At 46.4% G+C, this 16,940-nt stretch carries 20 protein-coding genes and 1 tRNA gene; 8 read left to right on the forward strand and 13 right to left on the reverse strand.

The genetic code is table 11. The annotated features are described in order from the left end of the window. Window positions 1-15: 15 nt before the first annotated feature. Both NT073_RS25350 and NT073_RS25355 read left to right on the forward strand, forming a co-directional pair. Window positions 16-759 (forward strand): shikimate dehydrogenase, encoded by a 744-nt coding sequence (locus tag NT073_RS25350; protein ID WP_297379245.1) that lies wholly within the window; start codon window positions 16-18, stop codon window positions 757-759. 48 nt (window positions 760-807) lie between these two features. After that, window positions 808-1,092 carry a putative quinol monooxygenase gene (locus tag NT073_RS25355; RefSeq protein ID WP_297379246.1) on the forward strand — a complete coding sequence of 95 codons (285 nt, stop codon included), beginning with the start codon at window positions 808-810 and terminating at the stop codon, window positions 1,090-1,092. A gap of 20 nt (window positions 1,093-1,112) precedes the next feature. On the opposite strand, the gene NT073_RS25360 is transcribed toward NT073_RS25355, so the two are convergent. From NT073_RS25360 to NT073_RS25380, 5 genes are all read right to left on the reverse strand, one after another. Beyond that, window positions 1,113-1,886: a GH25 family lysozyme gene (locus NT073_RS25360; protein ID WP_297379248.1), complete on the reverse strand. Its 774-nt coding sequence runs from the start codon at window positions 1,884-1,886 to the stop codon at window positions 1,113-1,115. 114 nt (window positions 1,887-2,000) lie between these two features. Further along, window positions 2,001-2,246 (reverse strand): hypothetical protein, encoded by a 246-nt coding sequence (locus NT073_RS25365; RefSeq protein WP_012925317.1) that lies wholly within the window; start codon window positions 2,244-2,246, stop codon window positions 2,001-2,003. Between the two features lie 182 nt (window positions 2,247-2,428). Continuing rightward, window positions 2,429-3,064 carry a peroxiredoxin gene (locus NT073_RS25370; protein WP_012925316.1) on the reverse strand — a complete coding sequence of 212 codons (636 nt, stop codon included), beginning with the start codon at window positions 3,062-3,064 and terminating at the stop codon, window positions 2,429-2,431. Between the two features lie 145 nt (window positions 3,065-3,209). Continuing rightward, window positions 3,210-3,866, reverse strand: a complete 657-nt coding sequence (locus NT073_RS25375) for a response regulator transcription factor (protein ID WP_012925315.1) — start codon at window positions 3,864-3,866, stop codon at window positions 3,210-3,212. Window positions 3,867-3,870: 4 nt separating this feature from the next. Beyond that, entirely contained in the window at window positions 3,871-5,145 is a 1,275-nt protein-coding gene (locus NT073_RS25380; protein ID WP_366107908.1) for a sensor histidine kinase, read from the reverse strand. 31 nt (window positions 5,146-5,176) lie between these two features. Here NT073_RS25380 and NT073_RS33425 point away from each other — a divergent pair, with 31 nt between their 5' ends. Then, entirely contained in the window at window positions 5,177-5,263 is an 87-nt protein-coding gene (locus tag NT073_RS33425; protein WP_366107910.1) for a hypothetical protein, read from the forward strand. 279 nt (window positions 5,264-5,542) lie between these two features. Beyond that, entirely contained in the window at window positions 5,543-6,040 is a 498-nt protein-coding gene (locus NT073_RS25385) for a DUF3299 domain-containing protein (RefSeq protein WP_297379252.1), read from the forward strand. Between the two features lie 117 nt (window positions 6,041-6,157). Here NT073_RS25385 and NT073_RS25390 read toward each other — a convergent pair. Continuing rightward, window positions 6,158-6,231: transfer RNA gene (locus NT073_RS25390), tRNA-Ala, on the reverse strand. Window positions 6,232-6,401: 170 nt separating this feature from the next. On the opposite strand from NT073_RS25390, the gene NT073_RS25395 reads away from it, so the two are divergent. Then, window positions 6,402-6,656 (forward strand): GIY-YIG nuclease family protein, encoded by a 255-nt coding sequence (locus tag NT073_RS25395; RefSeq protein WP_297379254.1) that lies wholly within the window; start codon window positions 6,402-6,404, stop codon window positions 6,654-6,656. Between the two features lie 59 nt (window positions 6,657-6,715). Here the strand turns inward: NT073_RS25395 and NT073_RS25400 are convergent, their stop codons facing one another. The 3 genes from NT073_RS25400 to NT073_RS25410 all read right to left on the reverse strand — a co-directional run bounded on the left by NT073_RS25400 (window position 6,716) and on the right by NT073_RS25410 (window position 9,931). After that, complete coding sequence (locus NT073_RS25400) at window positions 6,716-7,339, reverse strand: C40 family peptidase (protein ID WP_297379256.1); 624 nt, start codon at window positions 7,337-7,339, stop codon at window positions 6,716-6,718. 70 nt (window positions 7,340-7,409) lie between these two features. Then, complete coding sequence (locus tag NT073_RS25405) at window positions 7,410-9,548, reverse strand: Tex family protein (protein WP_297379259.1); 2,139 nt, start codon at window positions 9,546-9,548, stop codon at window positions 7,410-7,412. 191 nt (window positions 9,549-9,739) lie between these two features. Beyond that, entirely contained in the window at window positions 9,740-9,931 is a 192-nt protein-coding gene (locus tag NT073_RS25410; protein ID WP_012925283.1) for a cold shock domain-containing protein, read from the reverse strand. 521 nt (window positions 9,932-10,452) lie between these two features. Here NT073_RS25410 and NT073_RS25415 point away from each other — a divergent pair. Then, entirely contained in the window at window positions 10,453-11,244 is a 792-nt protein-coding gene (locus tag NT073_RS25415) for a M23 family metallopeptidase (protein ID WP_297380277.1), read from the forward strand. 76 nt (window positions 11,245-11,320) lie between these two features. Here the strand turns inward: NT073_RS25415 and NT073_RS25420 are convergent, their stop codons facing one another. The 3 genes from NT073_RS25420 to NT073_RS25430 all read right to left on the reverse strand — a co-directional run bounded on the left by NT073_RS25420 (window position 11,321) and on the right by NT073_RS25430 (window position 13,674). After that, a complete protein-coding gene (locus tag NT073_RS25420) occupies window positions 11,321-11,530 on the reverse strand; it encodes a hypothetical protein (RefSeq protein WP_012925281.1) in 210 nt (69 codons plus the stop codon). Between the two features lie 57 nt (window positions 11,531-11,587). Then, complete coding sequence (locus NT073_RS25425; protein WP_297379265.1) at window positions 11,588-13,042, reverse strand: HD domain-containing protein; 1,455 nt, start codon at window positions 13,040-13,042, stop codon at window positions 11,588-11,590. Between the two features lie 74 nt (window positions 13,043-13,116). After that, window positions 13,117-13,674 (reverse strand): Sua5/YciO/YrdC/YwlC family protein, encoded by a 558-nt coding sequence (locus NT073_RS25430; protein WP_297379267.1) that lies wholly within the window; start codon window positions 13,672-13,674, stop codon window positions 13,117-13,119. A gap of 176 nt (window positions 13,675-13,850) precedes the next feature. Here NT073_RS25430 and NT073_RS25435 point away from each other — a divergent pair, with 176 nt between their 5' ends. Then, window positions 13,851-14,972, forward strand: a complete 1,122-nt coding sequence (locus NT073_RS25435) for an AI-2E family transporter (protein WP_297379270.1) — start codon at window positions 13,851-13,853, stop codon at window positions 14,970-14,972. Here the strand turns inward: NT073_RS25435 and NT073_RS25440 are convergent. Beyond that, complete coding sequence (locus NT073_RS25440; protein WP_297379272.1) at window positions 14,969-15,976, reverse strand: nitrilase-related carbon-nitrogen hydrolase; 1,008 nt, start codon at window positions 15,974-15,976, stop codon at window positions 14,969-14,971. The genes NT073_RS25435 and NT073_RS25440 overlap by 4 nt on opposite strands. A 244-nt stretch (window positions 15,977-16,220) precedes the next feature. Between NT073_RS25440 and bshB1 the strand changes: the two genes are divergently transcribed. Next, window positions 16,221-16,940 carry a bacillithiol biosynthesis deacetylase BshB1 gene (gene bshB1 / locus NT073_RS25445; RefSeq protein WP_297379274.1) on the forward strand — a complete coding sequence of 240 codons (720 nt, stop codon included), beginning with the start codon at window positions 16,221-16,223 and terminating at the stop codon, window positions 16,938-16,940.

The raw sequence follows: 16,940 nt of genomic DNA on the forward strand, positions 1-16,940 counted from the left end.
TTTAAATCAATACCCATGACTCGTTACGGCCTGATCGGCTTTCCACTTACGCATTCGTTTTCCAAACGGTACTTTACCGAAAAATTTATCCGTGAAAACATTTCCGATAGCCAGTATGAGCTGTTCGAGATGCCAGACCTTTCTACTTTATCTGATTTACTCGCTACACCAGACCTGCGTGGTCTGAACGTTACCATTCCGTATAAACAGTCCGTTCTACCTTATTTGAATCAGTTAGATCCCTCAGCCGAAAAAATTGGTGCGGTCAATGTCATCAAGTTTGAAGCTGATGGCTCACGAACGGGTTATAATTCGGATTACTTTGGTTTTCGGCAATCGCTGACCGACTGGCTAACTGCTCTGAAACGTACAACAGAAGGTTTACAGGCTTTGGTATTGGGTACAGGAGGTGCATCAAAAGCTGTGACGGTCGCTTTGGCTGATTTAGGCATCCCTTTCCGGTATGTTTCACGTACAGAAGCAGCCAACACACTAACCTACACTGACCTTCCGGACGTAATAAACAAGTATGAGTTGATCATCAATGGTTCTCCAGTTGGTACATATCCTCATATCGAAGCAGCCCCTGCCATACCGTATGCACAACTAACCGAACGCCACTTGCTGTACGACTTAGTGTACAATCCTGCCGAAACGACCTTTATGCAACTTGGTAGCCAGCACGGTGCATCGGTTCATAACGGGCTACGAATGCTTGAGCTTCAAGCCGAAAAGGCGTGGGAAATCTGGCAGCAATGACTTACGAAACCCTTTGATTTTTACATCTAGCCATAAACAGCCAATCAAATGCCTCTTTTAGTATTTGCAACAATTACCGCCAGACCTGGTGCCGCAGACGATCTTAAACTTGCTCTGCACGAACTCGTTCAGGAAGTAAGAACGGAAGCTGCTTGTCAGCTTTATGAGTTGTATCAAAGCACAGAGTATCCAGAACGTTTTATCATGCACGAACGCTGGGATGACGAGGCTGGTCTGCTGGCGCATAGCCAGATGCCACATATGAAGGTCTTCGGCGATAAAGCCAAAGACTGGCTGGCAGGACCAGCCGAGTTAACCAAAGTGGCTGTCTAACTTAATCTGCCCTGATTAATTTAGAGACATATCTCGCTCATCCGGTTCTCATCCATGACAAATACATTAAAGTCAACCTGTCCCCTTATGCCCTGTACCAGCCCACTCTGATTATGTTGCCAGAGGTATAATTTATCCGGGTTATAACTGCGCAGATGACTAGCCGAATAGTCAGCGATCCAGAGGGGGTAATCATCCAGATTACCCTTGATGTATCTACGATACAGGTTACCGTTGGTGTAAATGATTGGGCGAGCCTGATAATGATCCTCAATCGTCTGGAGCCACACGCGTAACCCGTTCACGATTGTTTCGTCGCTCTGTCCATTGACTACTTCGAAGTCGACGACCGGCGCAAAATCGCCTTCGCTCAGGTCTACGTTCCGAATAAAATTATTGGCTTGTTTGAGTGGATCGCGGGTGGGGTGGTAAAAATGATAGGCCCCCCGCCGAAGAGCCGATTTCTTAGCTTCACGCCAATTCTTTTTAAAGTGCTTGTCGGCCAGGGTAGCTCCCTCGGTTGCTTTTATAAAGACAAACTGTAAACGGACACCATACGCTTCCATTTTTCGAACCCTTGCCCAGTCAATGCGGTCATTGTGCCGGGATACATCGATACCATGAATACCGTATCGCATGGGCAGTCGAATACCAAACGCCTGAATAAACTGCCAGTCCATGCTCTCTGGCCGACGCCATCTGACGATCCAAATTGTGACTAACACCAACAGAATTCCCGCAATCCAAAGGCCATACCGTCGAGCAATGAGATTGAAAAGAACTCGATTTTTCATGTAGCTAGTTAATTAATAATCCAAAAATACAGGTTTAGCGCTGAACATCCCGAACATAAAAAAGCCCCCTGCATAAGCAAGGGGCTTTCTTCTACAATTAGCTAATTCATTTAATTAATCGTGGCCTTCCAGTTTAACCAGCTTGTTGTATAAACCGAGCAATAAAAAGGGAGCCGCCCATTGCCCGACAAATAAACTCCGATCCCGCTTATTTGTCGACTGTAAATAGAGCGAAACGCCCATTGATCCTAAAGCCGCCCATAAAAACAGATCGGAAGGTAATTTGGCGGTTTGCTCTTCAATAGCTGTTGCAACCGGTCCTTCTGTGTGTTCAGGATTGTCGTTTTTTTGCTTTGCCATAACGCTAAGTGTTTGAATTATTAACATAGCTCTTAACTCAGCAATCAGGAGTAAGGTTTTAATACTATCGAGCTAGTATGATATTGTGAGTAAAGAGTCCCTTTTTATATTAAAAACATAAACCCGTTGCACCAACTAGTTGGTACAACGGGTTTATAAGGGTACACACCTTTCATCAGCCTTTATTTATTCGGCTGTGGTGTGGTACGGAGGTAAGGCTTTACAAACGTAACCCCTTTTGGAAATTTTGCTTCCAACTGATCATTTGTAACGGCGGGTGTTACAATCACATCGTCGCCCTCCTGCCAGTCAGCGGGCGTGGCTACTTGGTAATCTGCGGTTAACTGTAGCGAATCAATCACCCGGATCAACTCGTTGAAGTTACGCCCGGTAGAAGCAGGATAAGTCAGTGTTAATTTAATTTTTTTGTCCGGTCCAATCACAAATACCGAACGTACAGTTGCTTTCTCGCTGGCATTCGGATGAATCATATCATACAATGTAGCGACAACACGATCCGGGTCGGCAATGATCGGGAAGTTAACTTCCGAACCCGTTACATCTTTGATATCGGGCGTCCAGCGATTGTGAGATTCCAGATCATCAACTGATACCGCAATCACTTTTACATTACGCTTACCAAACTCATCCTTCAGTAACGCAGTCCTGCCCAACTCAGTGGTGCAGACAGGTGTGAAATCGGCAGGGTGTGAAAACAACATACCCCATGAATTACCTAACCATTCATGAAAATGGATATGGCCCTGTGTTGTATCGGCCTCAAAATCGGGAGCAATATCTCCTAAGCGAAGTGACATAATTAAGTGGTTTTATTATCCTACAAATCCTACCTTGTTAATATAGTATTATGAAAGTGGAAAACCGGCTTTAAAGCCGGTTTAAGCAGCAAACCTAAACAACAAATGTTGAGTTCGCAACAGTCTGGATAGACAATATCAAGTTTTAGATCAACTTGTCTTCAACTGCCATTCTAACCAGTTCAGCAGCATTACGAACTTGTAATCGACGCATCATATTAGCTCTGTGGTTATCTACTGTTCGAACGCTGAGTTGAAGTTTTTCGGCAATTTCGCGGCTGCTCATGCCATCAACCAGGAATTGGAGAATCTCTTTCTCTTTATTCGAAAGTTTAGACTGCCGCTCAGCCCGGCCGTGGCGATCTCCCTTCTTGAGTTGCTGCATATAGCCACTCAAAATAATAGACGCTACCGGAGAACTATAGTATTTTTCGCCGGAAGCAATGGTGCGGATGGCTTTTATCATTTCATCGGACGATGAGTCTTTCAAAATGTAACCATAAGCACCGGCTTCAACCGAACGCAAGATATAATCCTCATTGTTATGCATTGATAGCATAAGCACCCGAACATTCTTATACAGCCGACTAATCACCTGGGTCGTTTGAATACCCGACATACCAGGCAACGATATATCCATCAGAATCAAATCTGGCAGAAGACTGGGGTCAGGCTGAAGTACCTTCAGCTTATCAAGTACTTCTTCGCCATCATTAGCTTCATCAATAATTTCTAATCCATCGGCTTGTTCGAGCAGTAGTCGAATGCCATCACGAACGATTGAGTGATCGTCCACCAACATTAATCTAGTAGGTGTCATGGGGCGCAAAATGCGTTTTGTAAGGGATACTTATCTGTATCTTAGTACCTTTTCCAAGTACAGATTGAAGTTTGAATTTGCCGTTAAGCAGTTTTGTTCGTTCCTGTATATTTTGTAAACCTTGCGAGGGGGGTCGTAGTTCTAAAACTGCGGAAGTATCATCATTTATTTCTAATTTTTTAATTGATGATTGTCCATTTTCAGGATTTTTCCGTGGAATCTTAAACCCTTGCCCGTTGTCTGCAATAACCAGTTGCAGGGTTGTCCCGCGGTCGTTTAGTTCAATATGAATATGGGACGGCTTACCATGCCGTATGGCATTACTCACAGCTTCCTGCGTAACCCGATACAGCATAATTTCCACATTTTTATTTAACCGGGACATGTCAGGTGTAAAGTTGGTTTCGAACGTTACATCCAGCGATTCACTTCTGTCCTGTTCAGCAATCATCTTTATAGCGGGTATCACGCCAAAATCGCTTAATACACTGGGCATGAGATTGTTGGAGATAGTCCGCGTTTCCTGAATCGTTTGAGTTACTAAAGTCTTTAGTGTCTTTAGACTTTTTGAATGGGGGGCTGCTCCTGCAGGGTCTGTGGGGATGGTTCTGGCTAAACTGGCCTCAAGTCCTTCAATCTGCAGCTTAATAGCAGTGAGCATTTGTCCTAGTCCATCGTGTAGTTCGCGAGACAGGCGTTTACGTTCCTCTTCCTGCCCGGCAATCAGATAGGAGGTCCGGAGTTTCTGCTCATCAATTTCTTTTTGGTACTGCAGTTTTGTAGCTTCAAATAATTTCTGGCGAGTCTCTTTAAGAGACCGATTAGCATTCATTAATTTTTTATTGGCAGCAGTCGTTTGGCTTTCGGCTTCAATAAGTTGCGCAAATGTCTGTCGAAGCTTTTCGGCAGCGGGTCTGAAAATCAGAAAGCCGATTCCGATTAGCACAACAACAGTGAATATATATAGGTACAACTCTATAGACTGAAGCGTTGTTAATTTAGCCCTTAGCTCACCATTATATTCGCGCACGATATGGTCTATTTCCTCCAGAAATGGTTTTTCATTCGCAAGAATTAGTTTAATACTCGCCTGAATATCAGGCTGTCTCACCGCTTCAAAGTCTTGCAAACGCATTAGCTGATGAGCACTTTTGCGAAAGGCTTCAAACTCCGGGCGTATACCCTCATACAGCCGCTGCACGGTATCGGAGTTTTTTATCGACACTCTCGGATCATCAGCTTCCCCCCGACGTACCTGCATATGATATCGCTCAAAAACAGGAAATACCTGCCTGAGGGCGGTTACATTTTCAGAAAATTTTTCTTTTTCGCCCGGATCAGCTATCTGCAGCACTTGTTTAACAATCTGCTGGCTTTGATGCCGCTGTAAAGCTGCGTACCGAATCACCCATAGTTCATCCTGAACGGCCCGCAGTCGCCATTGCGTAAGCCCCTGCCCTACCGTCAATAAAACAGCAAGAATAATGAGCAACGTTAAGTACAAGCGGGTAAACCGAACGGGAATTACCGAGCCGTCTTTTGTGTTATCAATGCGAGTGTCAGACACGAGTAGCGTAGTCGATGCCAAAATGAGTTAGTAAAAGTAATCTTTTTTGTATTTTTACCATCGTTTCTCATCGCTTAAGTCTTCCCATAACATGGCGCGTTTACTAATTGCTTTATTACTTGTATCGCTTGTGGCCCCGGCTTTCCGTCCGGCACTGCCCTCTACAGACCGGATCAAGCCAGGTATTCCGGCTTCGGTGGCTGCCGAACCGGTAAAACTTTCGTGGGAAGTTCTCCGCGATGTTACTTTTAAGAAAAAATGGTATGCCGAAGAATCTGTTTACATGCTTTATCCAACCTTCGGGCAGGGCATTCAGAAGTTGAACGGCAAAGTAGTTGATCTGACGGGTTATGTGTTACCCGTAGATTTGGAATCGAACATATATGTACTTTCCGCATTTCCGTACAGCGCCTGTTTCTTCTGTGGTGGTGCTGGACCTGAATCGGTTGTGTCACTGAAATTCAAAAAATCGGGTAAGAAATTTAAAACGGATGAGCGCCGTACCTTCCGCGGAACGCTCAAACTAAATGCCGATAATATTTACGAGCTGAATTACATTCTGGCTGATGCCGAAATGCTTGACCAGTAAAACACTGATCTAATCAGTAAAAAAAGTCCTGATCATCAACCGATGGTCAGGACTTTTTTTTGTTAAACCGCTAAATAAAAAAGCTGCTTCTAATAGAGCAGCTTATCTACAATGTTGTGGAGAATATCGGAGTCGAACCGATGACCTCTTCCATGCCATGGAAGCGCTCTAGCCAGCTGAGCTAATCCCCCGTCAAACCGCTGTAGTGCGTTTTGTGGTTGCAAAGATGAGAAAAAAAAACCACTTGTCATAACTAGTAAATCTCTTTTTTTTGAATCTTCTGCCGAACACTACTACTTACTGAGTCAATATTTGTTTTGTATTGCCAATTGTGTAGTTTTGGTAATACTTCGACACCCACATGCACACAGTATATATTATATATAGTCCAACTACTGATCAGTATTTTATTGGTCAGGCAAAAGACCTGAAAATAGCGTTGTGGCAACATAATGCAAAAACAAATCCAAATACCGCTGGCGGAAAACCTTGGGAGGTACGATTCTCTCAATCATTCGACACACGTAATGAAGCATTAAGCCTGGAGATGAAGCTCAAAAATAAAGATCGATCCCATTGGGAAGAGCTCATTAATAGTACACAGCCAACAGTTTAATCACTTCTTTCATAAAAAAAGCGCTCTTTCCAGAGCGCTTTTTTTATGAAGCAGCTATATCAGAATGGACGTAGTGCTTTTACAAATCGTCCCTTGAAATAATCGGCATATAGGTTATCCTCGCGAACACCCCGCGACGAAGACGCATGAATAAACCGGATATTCTGATTACCATTTACTTCAGTCACAATACCCGTATGCGAGACATAGCCCGCCTGTCCTTTATCAGGAACGAAAAAGATTAAATCGCCCGGTAAGATCTCGGCAACTTCCACTTCACGTCCTACCTCCGATTGCTGCCAGGAAATGCGGGGCATTTTTAATCCAACAGTGTTGAACACTGCGTATACCAGCCCGGAGCAGTCAATGCCATCGGTTGTATTTCCACCCGACCGATAAGGCGTTCCGGTATACGTACGAGCAATTTTAACCACTTCGGGCACATACCGACTTTCGTACGTACGACTATCAACGACCTTACCAACCGCTTTAGCCGGTACGGCAGGGGGACGAGACGGTGTTCTATCCGTTGGCGTTCGACTGGCAATGGGACGCGATGAGGATGGACGACGACTAACGGATGGACCAGAGGAACGGAGTGCATTACAGGCTGTAAGCAGCGACAATAAACAGGCACTCAGCAGTACGGAACGCAGAATGTTCCGAGACCAGCGTTGTTGCATACAGGATTAGTTAGGACAGTATAAGGTCTGTTTATTTTAACGATTCGGTGCAGTAGACTATTGCAACCTATTAAATTTTCATAGATAATGCAATTCGTTTACGGGCTTTGTCTACCTCCATCACTTTAACTTTCACTTTCTGGTATACCTTAACTATTGTGTTCGGATCAGAAACAAAATGATTGGCTAACTGTGAGATGTGCACCAAACCATCCTGTTTCACACCAATGTCCACGAAAGCACCAAAGGCTGTAATGTTTGTTACAACGCCAGGCAGTATCATACCCTCGTGCAGGTCATCAACCGTTCGAACCCGGGTATCGTAGTCAAAGACCGAAAGTTGCTCCCTTGGATCGCGGCCAGGCTTGGCAAGCTCAGACAGAATATCTCGAAGTGTTGGCAGACCAACCTCGTTTGTTACATACGTTTCAACTTTAATCTGCTGACGTAAGTCCGGGCGCATAATCAAGTCTTCCACGCGACTACCAACCTCCGCAGCCATACGCTCCACAACGGAATACCGCTCGGGATGGACCGCACTGTTATCCAAGGGATTTTTGGCACCTTCGATACGCAGAAATCCTGCACATTGCTCAAATGCTTTTGGGCCTAATCGGGGCACTTTTTTAAGCTGTTCGCGAGAAGAAAACGCCCCGTTAGCCGCTCGGTAAGCCACAATATTTCCAGCCAGTTGTGGTCCCAAACCGGATACATACCGCAACAAGTAAGCACTGGCCGTGTTAAGCGAAACACCAACCTGATTCACACAGCTCTCAACAACAGTATCCAGACTGGTCTTCAAATCGGTTTGGTCAACATCGTGCTGGTATTGACCAACTCCGATGGATTTAGGATCGATTTTCACCAGTTCGGCCAGAGGGTCTATGAGTCGCCGACCAATGCTAACTGCGCCCCGAACGGTTACATCATGATCAGGGAACTCATCGCGCGCGACCTCGGAGGCCGAATAAATTGAGGCCCCCTGTTCGCTGACAATAAAAATAGGTTTATCAAGTTTAAGCGACTGGATAAACTCTTCTGTTTCTCGCCCGGCGGTACCATTTCCAACAGCGATAGCGTCGATCTTGTATTGGCTTACCAGCTTTTGAACGGTTTGCATCGCCTGTTGCCGCTGGGCATCTGAGTGCGATAGGTACAAAACCGTATCGGCCAGCAGATTCCCCTGAGCGTCCAGACAAACTGTTTTACAACCCGTGCGAAAGCCGGGGTCAATAGCTAAAACACGCTTCTGACCGAGAGGGGCACTGAGCAATAACTGGCGCAGGTTGTCAGCAAAAATCCGAATAGCTTCAGCATCCGCTTTCTCTTTAGACGTATTAGCAAACTCTGTTTCGAGCGAAGGCTTAAGCAGACGTTTATACCCGTCACGGATCGCCAGAGCCAATTGATCCTTGCAGGCGGGCGTCCCCGAGCGGTCGGCAACAAATTGCCGTTCGAGCCGTTCAATAGCAGCCTCTTCATCGGGTCCGATGCTTACAGACAAGAATCCCTCGGCCTCACCCCGACGCAAGGCCAGCAAGCGGTGAGAGGGTACCCGGCGCAGGGGCTCGGCAAAGTCGAAGTAATCCCGATACTTAACACCCTCAACTTCCTTTCCTTTTTTAGCGACAGAACGAACAATTGCCTCTCGTTCGAACAGATTGCGAATACGCTGTCGGGCATCTACGTTTTCACTGATGCGCTCAGCCAGAATATCGCGTGCGCCCTGCAAAGCATCGGTGGCAGTAGCAACAGCGTCGGAAAGGTACCGTTGCGCAATCCGGTCGAGGGAGGCCTCACGCTGAGCCAGAATTACGTTGGCAAGTGGCTCCAGCCCTCGTTCAATTGCAATCGTGGCACGTGTTTTCCGCTTTTGGCGAAATGGCAGATAAAGATCTTCCAGGTCAGTCATTGAATCCGTCGATTCAAGCATCTTCCGGAGATCGGGCGTGAGTTTTCCCTGCTCATCAATGGACTTGATTACGGCTTCACGCCGTTTATCCAAATCGAGTATTTTCTGGTAAGTGTCTTTGATCTGGCCGATTTGAACTTCATCGAGCGGACTACCATTAGATGCGGTCAATTCCTTACGGTATCGGGCAATAAAGGGAATGGTGGCTCCACCGTTGAGTAGTTCGATGGTAGCGGCTACCGATTTAAGATGTAGGCTGAGCCGGGCAGCAATGCGTTGTTCAACAGATTGGGTCATACTAAAACGAGTAGACCTTTTGCGTTAGCGCTATGCCAGCCTTCAGTTATACTATGTACTAAGATAAACAGCGGCCCAACGTATGGCAAAACGAAAAGGTCCTGCAAAAATGGCCTGAGGAACCGACAGGTCAAAAAAAAACATGCCAATCGGCATGTTTTTTACAACGGTTGTCTTGGTATATCTTACGATTAAGCCATTTCGACGTTTACGGCGTTTAAGCCTTTCTTACCGCGCTCGACATTGAATTTAACTTTGTCGTTTTCACGGATTTGGTCGATGAGACCGGAAGCGTGTACAAAAATGTCTTCGCCACCGTCATCGGGTTTAATAAAACCAAACCCTTTGGTTTCATTAAAGAATTTTACAGTTCCTGTTTGCATTGCTATTTTAAATTTAAGCGAAGGACGGCACAATAAATTTGATTTCCAAATGTATTTGTAAGATTTTATGATATATTCTATTTTTTTTTGTCAACTACCTGATTAACTGAACACTATATATTGGTTCTACACCAGAAGGTAAACATTGATTCAAGAATAAAATTAATACACGCTCTTGAAACAGCCATTAACTGGTCGTCTGAACAATGGGCTAATCCCTTAAGCACAAGTGTGTAAAACCGCAATGAATCGCTTTTTGAGGCTCTACACTTAGACTGAGAATCAATGAAAACTAAATTTTACAATTAATCTCTTCTTATAATGCATCCTCAGGCCAGAGTTGCCGTCTAAAAGAACAAGTTACGGGAATCTTATTTATAGATACTTAGCTAACTGGGCAGCTTAAAAAATAGACACGGCTGCTTTCTGTACCGCATTTTTAGAGCACTGTCGCTCTACTTTGTTTATTTTTACATCCCTAATCGAATACAAACAGAGTGAACATTGATGTAACTTCGTTCATGCGGGTATTGGGTATTGTTGGGGCGTTATTGATCGGAGGACTAAACGTAGCTTCGTCGCAGGAGGTTAGCAGCAACTCCGGTAGCCCTACACTTTACTCGTACTGCCAGCAATTTCAGACCTTATACACGCAAATTCGGGAGCAGAGTGTAACACCCGATTCTGCCCGGAAGCAGTTCAGCCATATTATGCATGGTCTGCAGACGCGCTTCCACAGTATGGAGAGCTTCCGGCAGGATTCCATTCAACGGGACAGTCTGCGTAAGACTGGGCTGTATTTTAATTTTCCGATACGAGGTTATAGCCCCAGTGCTATTGGGGGTAGACATGGCGAAGGCTATCGAGGCAACGGCTTTGATCTGTTCGATTATACGGTACGGGGTAGCCACCCTGCACAGGACATTTTTATAAGTGATCGCAATCAGGACAACATTGATGACCGAACAGGCCAGCCAGTGGATATTCTGGCCATGAGTCGGGGGCTGGTACTAGCCATTGAAACAGCTTGGAAGCCCGGTTCCGAATACCGGGGAGGAAACTGGATATGGGTCTACGATCCCAATCTGCATGGGTTATTTTACTATGCACACAACAATGAGGTAGACGTAACACCGGGTCAATGGGTTAGCGCAGGTGATAAACTCGGCGAAATGGGTCGTAGTGGCTTTAACGCCTACAAAACCCGCTCGCCTACGCACCTACATCTCATGTATCTGCAAATAAAGCCCGATGGTTTACCGCAACCCATAAACACCTACGAGTGGCTCCTTACAGCTAAACAATCAAAATGAAATGCAGGATGGATGAAAAGATTCATTAACCCAAGTGAAGAAAATACATCACATATCCTGCATCCACCCTGCTTTTTTACGATTCCCGAACGAGGTTGACACCAGTAACCAGGAAAATCATGCCAACAATAAAGGGAGCGGCCGACTCTGCTTTGGAGACATGAAGGCCTAATACAGGCTTACCTTCAGATAAAAAAGCCACGAGGGCAAATAGCACGACAACTACACCCAGAATGGTGAGTGATGCGCCAAAAAAGCGCCGAAAACTGGTATTATTATTCTCCATGATCTTTAGTTAAAAGTTGTGTATAACCCAGATAGCAGAGTGACTACAGCTATCGATCTATTCAACAGGCGTTAGGCCCCGTTTGCGTCCTTCTTCAAGTAAGAATGGATAGGCTGCATCGAGCGAATTAGGAACAACGCCATCCAAAATCGCTTCTCGAAGGATTGTTTTAATTTCGCCAACCTCCTTCGACGGTGGCAGACCAAACGTTTCCATGATCAGCTCACCCGTTATAACAGGCTGAAAACTCCGCAGTTTATCACGCTCTTCAAGGTCATGCAGTTTCCGCTCTACCCGGTCAAAATTACGAAGGTGTTTTTGCACACGCTCATAATTCTTTGAGGTAATGTCAGCCCGGCAAAGCGCCATAAGCCCTTCCAGGTCCTCACCTGCATCGACCAGAAGCCGACGCAGCGCCGAGTCCGTTATTTGCTCCTTGGTCAGGGCAATTGGCCGCAAATGTAAGCGTACGAGTTTCTGAACAAAACGCATATGCTCGTTCAGAGGCAGTTTCATAGTCCTGAAAATACCTGGTACCCAACGCGCGCCTAGGTCTTCATGTCCATGGAAGGTCCAGCCTGCTTTCTGATCAAACCGTTTAGTGGCTGGTTTGGCGATATCGTGCAGCAACGCAGCCCAGCGCAGCCAAAGTTCATTTTCGGCCTCGCCGGCGTACTGGTTCTTATCAGCCCGGTTAGCAATGTTATCGAGTACCTGAAGCGTGTGGTAAAAATTATCCTTATGCCCCTTTCCTTCGATGGTTTCAACTCCTTTCAGCGCTATCAGCTCGGGAAAAATACGTTCCAGTAAGCCCGCATGATACAGTAATTTGAATCCATATGAGGGCATTGGCGACAGAATAATCTTGTTGAGCTCATCGGTTACACGTTCGCGCGAAACAATGTCGATTCGCTCGTTCATACGCATGATAGCATCGAACGTATCGGGCTCAATATCGAACGTCAATTGCGAGGCAAAACGAATGGCCCGCATCATCCGGAGCGGGTCGTCAGAGAAAGTTATATCCGGATTTAACGGCGTACGGATAATTTTCTTCTTCAGGTCTTTCAGCCCATCAAATGGATCGAGGAGTTCGCCAAAGCTAGTTTTATTGAGACTTATGCCCATTGCATTGATGGTAAAGTCTCTGCGATTCTGGTCGTCTTCCAGGGTGCCATCTTCGACAATGGGCTTCCGTGACTCGCTACGGTATGACTCTTTACGGGCACCAACAAACTCGACTTCCCATTCTTCATCACCCTGTCTAGCCCGCAACATGGCCGTACCAAAGTTTGGAAAAACCGCCACATGCGCGTTTAAGACCTTTCCAACGGCCTCTGCTAGTGTGATGCCGCTGCCAATACAAACAACATCAATATCTTTTGACGACCGCGCTAAAATCAAATCACGTACAAAACCACCAATGACGTAGGTCGGCAAACCAAGCCTGTCTGCCTGTTGGGAAACAACATCAAAAACCGGATTTTTATGTAAGGTATCGCTGAAATTCATGTACAGATGATAGTCGGCAGATAATGGTCAATCGTTTGCAGGAATTTCCCCAACTACCGACTGATGACCGCGACTTATTTTCTTATAAAACTAACTTCACCATTGACGGCCAACCGCATGATACGCGGCCGTTTGGGCATACCGGGGAGTGTTCCAAACCGTTCGACGATGAGCGTCTCTGCAGCTGCCGGCAGTACCAGGGATTCGAGGGGAATGGATAATAGCCCACGCCCGAAACTCCCGATCAGCCGCTGTAGATCAGCATTTAACGCCCGCCGAACAGCGACTTCGCCCACCGATTGACCATTTTTCATAGTATCCGACGATGACCACAACGCCCCTGCAATGTTCTTACCCTGGTCGTAAAGAACGGTTAACGGATTCTCGGCAAAGTCGACCAGATCATAGGCAACGTCCGGAACTTTCGCTACGTAAAGGCCTAACTGGTCAGCATTCTGAATAATAACTGTAGGCTGCAAACCCGCAGGCATAAGCGGCTTTAAGGTTAACAACTCCTCAACAGCGGTTTCATTAACGGGATCGGCCATAATAGACCAGCCCGTTTCATCGGCAATGGCAATGAGTTTTCCCTGTCTTAGTTGATAGGCGATATCGCGAATGCTTGTAGTCATACGTAAACAAACCACAAAAATACAGCAAGTTTGGCGAAAGACGGTCAGTTATCGGGAAGATAGACGTCAGGCTTTCCCCCAACAAACAAAATAGGCAATGGAATGTTGAGAGTTTATGCAACACAATCTGGGGTTGCGTTTATTCATTCACACACGAACTTACCATCTGAGCTTCCATGACATCCGAACCTCTACGTCCTCATTATCATCAGTTTTCTCATTCCCTGCTTTCACTGGCTATTCTGACGGTGGCCATTTACCTGGGTCAGGACATATTGGTACCGCTTGCTATGTCGGGGCTGGTTGCCGTACTGTTGAGACCCGTAGAGGACCGACTTATCCGCCTGGGTATGCATAAAGTTATTGCCATTAGCCTGGCGCTGTTACTGGCCATTATTATTGTGGCTGGCGTTACTATAATCCTGTCGATGCAACTCTCCGATTTTGCCGACGACTTACCCAAGATACGACAGAATTTAGCCGACTTTTTTAGTGATGCCAAACGATGGGTTCGGCGCGAGTACAATGTGAGCTATCGACAACAGGAGCAGTACCTTAAAAAAGCCCAGGCGCAAACACTGGACAGTCTGCAAAGTCCGGACACGCTCGGTTTCATTACTGGGCCGCTGGGAACCCTTACGCTGGTTCCCATTTACGTGTTTTTGCTGCTCTATTACCGGACAATGCTATTGCACTTTGTCGTCGTACTCTTTGCCGAAAAGCACACCAATAATGTACGTGAAGTGCTTGGGGAGGTAAAGTCGGTTATTCAAAGCTACATGGTAGGCCTGCTGATCGAGACAGCCTGTGTAGCGGCACTCAATTCTGTCGGATTACTAATTCTTGGCGTTCAGTACTCCATCCTGCTGGGAATTATGGCAGCCATACTAAACCTAGTTCCTTACATTGGTGGTCTGGTCGCTACGGTACTAACGGTGATCATCACCTTCAGCAACAACCCGGAAACCTCAATTATTCTGGGGGTAGTTATTGTTTTTCTGGTAGTGCAATTCATCGACAATAATGTACTCGTACCGCTTATCGTAGCCTCCAAAGTCCGAATCAACGCGCTCGTGTCTATTGTGGGCGTACTGATTGGGGGGGCTTTGGCGGGTGTTTCCGGCATGTTTCTTTCCATTCCTGCCATTGCGATTTTAAAAGTAATTTTCGACCGGGTAGAAAGCCTGCGCCCATGGGGTGTACTGCTGGGGGATCAAACCCCCGAAGAGGCAGGTAGTAATTTGTTTCGACTTCCCAAGCGACGACGAAAACCCAAAGTCGATGAAATCAGCGCTTAGCTATACAGCTTCTTAATGACGTCCTGCTGTGTTCGCATAAAATGCTGGCGCTCGGCAGACTGGCTTAGGAGCGTATTAGGCGGGAATATTGCACGTTGGTTATAGCTTTCGGTGTACAATTCCAGGCGCTGACGAGCTAATAGATTTCCGGCGGCCGGGCGTTGCCGAAACTCACGTAAAGCGGCCAGGTCAATCTCCGCGTTTGCCACGATACTCTCTCCATAAGCGGCCTCGGCCAGTACCGTACCTCTTGGATCAATTATTTTGGACCCTCCGTCGGTTGTATTGCCGGGCAGCACACTTCCCAGTATCCCTCCTGAGTTGGCGGATACAACATAGGCCATGTTCTCAATAGCCCTCGCCTGCTTGGCAATGTTTTTCTGCGTGAGCAGAGGGCTGCCAATTTCGGCCGTTGAATGAATAAGTACCTCCGCCCCACGCATAGCCAGGCAGCGGGCAACCTCCGGAAAAAGGATATCTTCCGACGTGATGCAGGCCAGGTTTCCAATATTTGTTTTCACAACAGGAAACAGCGAGTCGTACCCGTAGGCATCTAAATACAACTCCCAAACATCGTGCGGTGTAGGAGTAAACATAGCGTTCAGTCGCCGATATCGAAGGAGTACATCACCACTAGGGCCGATTATAAAGTTAGTCTGGAAGTAAAGCTCCGGAAAGAATGGGTCCTGTTCGTAAGCATTGCCCGAGAAGTAAATCTGCTGACGCTGCACCATGGCTCCCAACGTTTCATAAATGCGGCCATCGATGTCCAGAGCCGCTTTTTCGCGCCATTGATCTACCGTTTCGTCCACTGGCGGCCCGGTCAGAAAAAATTCGGGGACCACAACAAGTAACGTATCACGGCCAAGCAGCCCAACCGATGCGACAATCTGACGTTCAATCCGCTCTATTGTCTCGAGCATGGCTGCTTCCGACTCATCACGGGTTTGGCAGTAATTTATCGTCTGGCAAGTTAGTTGAAGAGCAAGTGCTTTATAAGACATCGGTTAAGTGTATAAGGAATGTGACGGTTAGGTCGCCAAAATAAAGTGTTTCTGATGAGAAAATCGCTAATCCTTTACTTTGCCCCGAGTAAGGAACAAATCGAAGGTTTGGTTGATTACGTACTAGACAGCTCTTGAATTGACTCATCTGAGTTTTTTTAAGAGTTGCTTAGTCCAACGACCTTACTTGACATTCAGTGGCTCTTTATAAGACGAACCACTTCTGTTACATTATTCTACTTACATGACCGTTGACGTACTGGCCATTGCGGCCCATCCTGATGACATTGAAATGAGCTGTGCCGGCACCATTCTTTCCCTAATTGAGCAGGGTAAAACTGTGGCCGGCATTGACCTGACCCGGGGAGAACTAGGCACTCGGGGAACACCCGAAATCCGGTTTCAGGAGGCAACAGAAGGAGCCCGTATAATGAAATTGTCAGCCCGGGAAAACATGGGGTTTCGCGATGCGTTTTTCCGAAATGATGAAGAACATCAGCTCGCACTTATTCCGCTCATTCGCCACTTCCGGCCAGAGATTGTTATAACTAATACTCCCGACGACCGCCATCCCGACCACGGTCGTGCTTCTGAACTCGTAATAGACGCCTGTTTTTACGCTGGCTTACGGCAGATAAAAACAGTAGGTAAAGATGGGCAGACGCAGGAAGCCCACCGGCCAAAATTCATCTACAGTTTCATTCAGGATCGCACATTGAAGCCAGACTTTATCGTTGATATAACACCGTATTGGCAGGGCAAGATAGCCGCGATAAAGGCCTACAAGAGTCAGTTTTTCAATCCCGAAAGCACCGAACCGGAAAGTTACATCTCGGGAGAGCCCTTCATGAAATTTCTGGAGTCTCGCTCTCGGGAGCACGGGCACATGATCGGCGTGGAATTTGGCGAAGGCTTCATTAGCCGCCGAATGCTGGGCGTAAAAGATTTATTCTCACTGATTTAA

Origin of the sequence: Spirosoma sp., assembly GCF_026391055.1 — a bacterium.
Lineage (GTDB): Bacteria > Bacteroidota > Bacteroidia > Cytophagales > Spirosomataceae > Spirosoma.

What these genes read in the sequence shown, in the direction of transcription:
- NT073_RS25355 (WP_297379246.1), top strand. Translation starts at nt 808, where the DNA reads ATGCCTCTTTTAGTATTTGCAACAATTACCGCCAGACCTGGTGCCGCA.
- NT073_RS25410 (WP_012925283.1), bottom strand. Translation starts at nt 9,931, where the DNA reads ATGCAAACAGGAACTGTAAAATTCTTTAATGAAACCAAAGGGTTTGGT.
- NT073_RS25405 (WP_297379259.1), bottom strand. Translation starts at nt 9,548, where the DNA reads ATGACCCAATCTGTTGAACAACGCATTGCTGCCCGGCTCAGCCTACAT.
- NT073_RS25395 (WP_297379254.1), top strand. Translation starts at nt 6,402, where the DNA reads ATGCACACAGTATATATTATATATAGTCCAACTACTGATCAGTATTTT.
- NT073_RS25415 (WP_297380277.1), top strand. Translation starts at nt 10,453, where the DNA reads ATGCGGGTATTGGGTATTGTTGGGGCGTTATTGATCGGAGGACTAAAC.
- NT073_RS25375 (WP_012925315.1), bottom strand. Translation starts at nt 3,866, where the DNA reads ATGTTGGTGGACGATCACTCAATCGTTCGTGATGGCATTCGACTACTG.
- NT073_RS25420 (WP_012925281.1), bottom strand. Translation starts at nt 11,530, where the DNA reads ATGGAGAATAATAATACCAGTTTTCGGCGCTTTTTTGGCGCATCACTC.
- NT073_RS25360 (WP_297379248.1), bottom strand. Translation starts at nt 1,886, where the DNA reads ATGAAAAATCGAGTTCTTTTCAATCTCATTGCTCGACGGTATGGCCTT.
- NT073_RS25380 (WP_366107908.1), bottom strand. Translation starts at nt 5,145, where the DNA reads ATGCAGGTACGTCGGGGGGAAGCTGATGATCCGAGAGTGTCGATAAAA.
- NT073_RS25365 (WP_012925317.1), bottom strand. Translation starts at nt 2,246, where the DNA reads ATGGCAAAGCAAAAAAACGACAATCCTGAACACACAGAAGGACCGGTT.
- NT073_RS25430 (WP_297379267.1), bottom strand. Translation starts at nt 13,674, where the DNA reads ATGACTACAAGCATTCGCGATATCGCCTATCAACTAAGACAGGGAAAA.
- NT073_RS25350 (WP_297379245.1), top strand. Translation starts at nt 16, where the DNA reads ATGACTCGTTACGGCCTGATCGGCTTTCCACTTACGCATTCGTTTTCC.
- NT073_RS25425 (WP_297379265.1), bottom strand. Translation starts at nt 13,042, where the DNA reads ATGAATTTCAGCGATACCTTACATAAAAATCCGGTTTTTGATGTTGTT.
- NT073_RS25385 (WP_297379252.1), top strand. Translation starts at nt 5,543, where the DNA reads ATGGCGCGTTTACTAATTGCTTTATTACTTGTATCGCTTGTGGCCCCG.
- bshB1 (WP_297379274.1), top strand. Translation starts at nt 16,221, where the DNA reads ATGACCGTTGACGTACTGGCCATTGCGGCCCATCCTGATGACATTGAA.
- NT073_RS25370 (WP_012925316.1), bottom strand. Translation starts at nt 3,064, where the DNA reads ATGTCACTTCGCTTAGGAGATATTGCTCCCGATTTTGAGGCCGATACA.
- NT073_RS25435 (WP_297379270.1), top strand. Translation starts at nt 13,851, where the DNA reads ATGACATCCGAACCTCTACGTCCTCATTATCATCAGTTTTCTCATTCC.
- NT073_RS25440 (WP_297379272.1), bottom strand. Translation starts at nt 15,976, where the DNA reads ATGTCTTATAAAGCACTTGCTCTTCAACTAACTTGCCAGACGATAAAT.
- NT073_RS25400 (WP_297379256.1), bottom strand. Translation starts at nt 7,339, where the DNA reads ATGCAACAACGCTGGTCTCGGAACATTCTGCGTTCCGTACTGCTGAGT.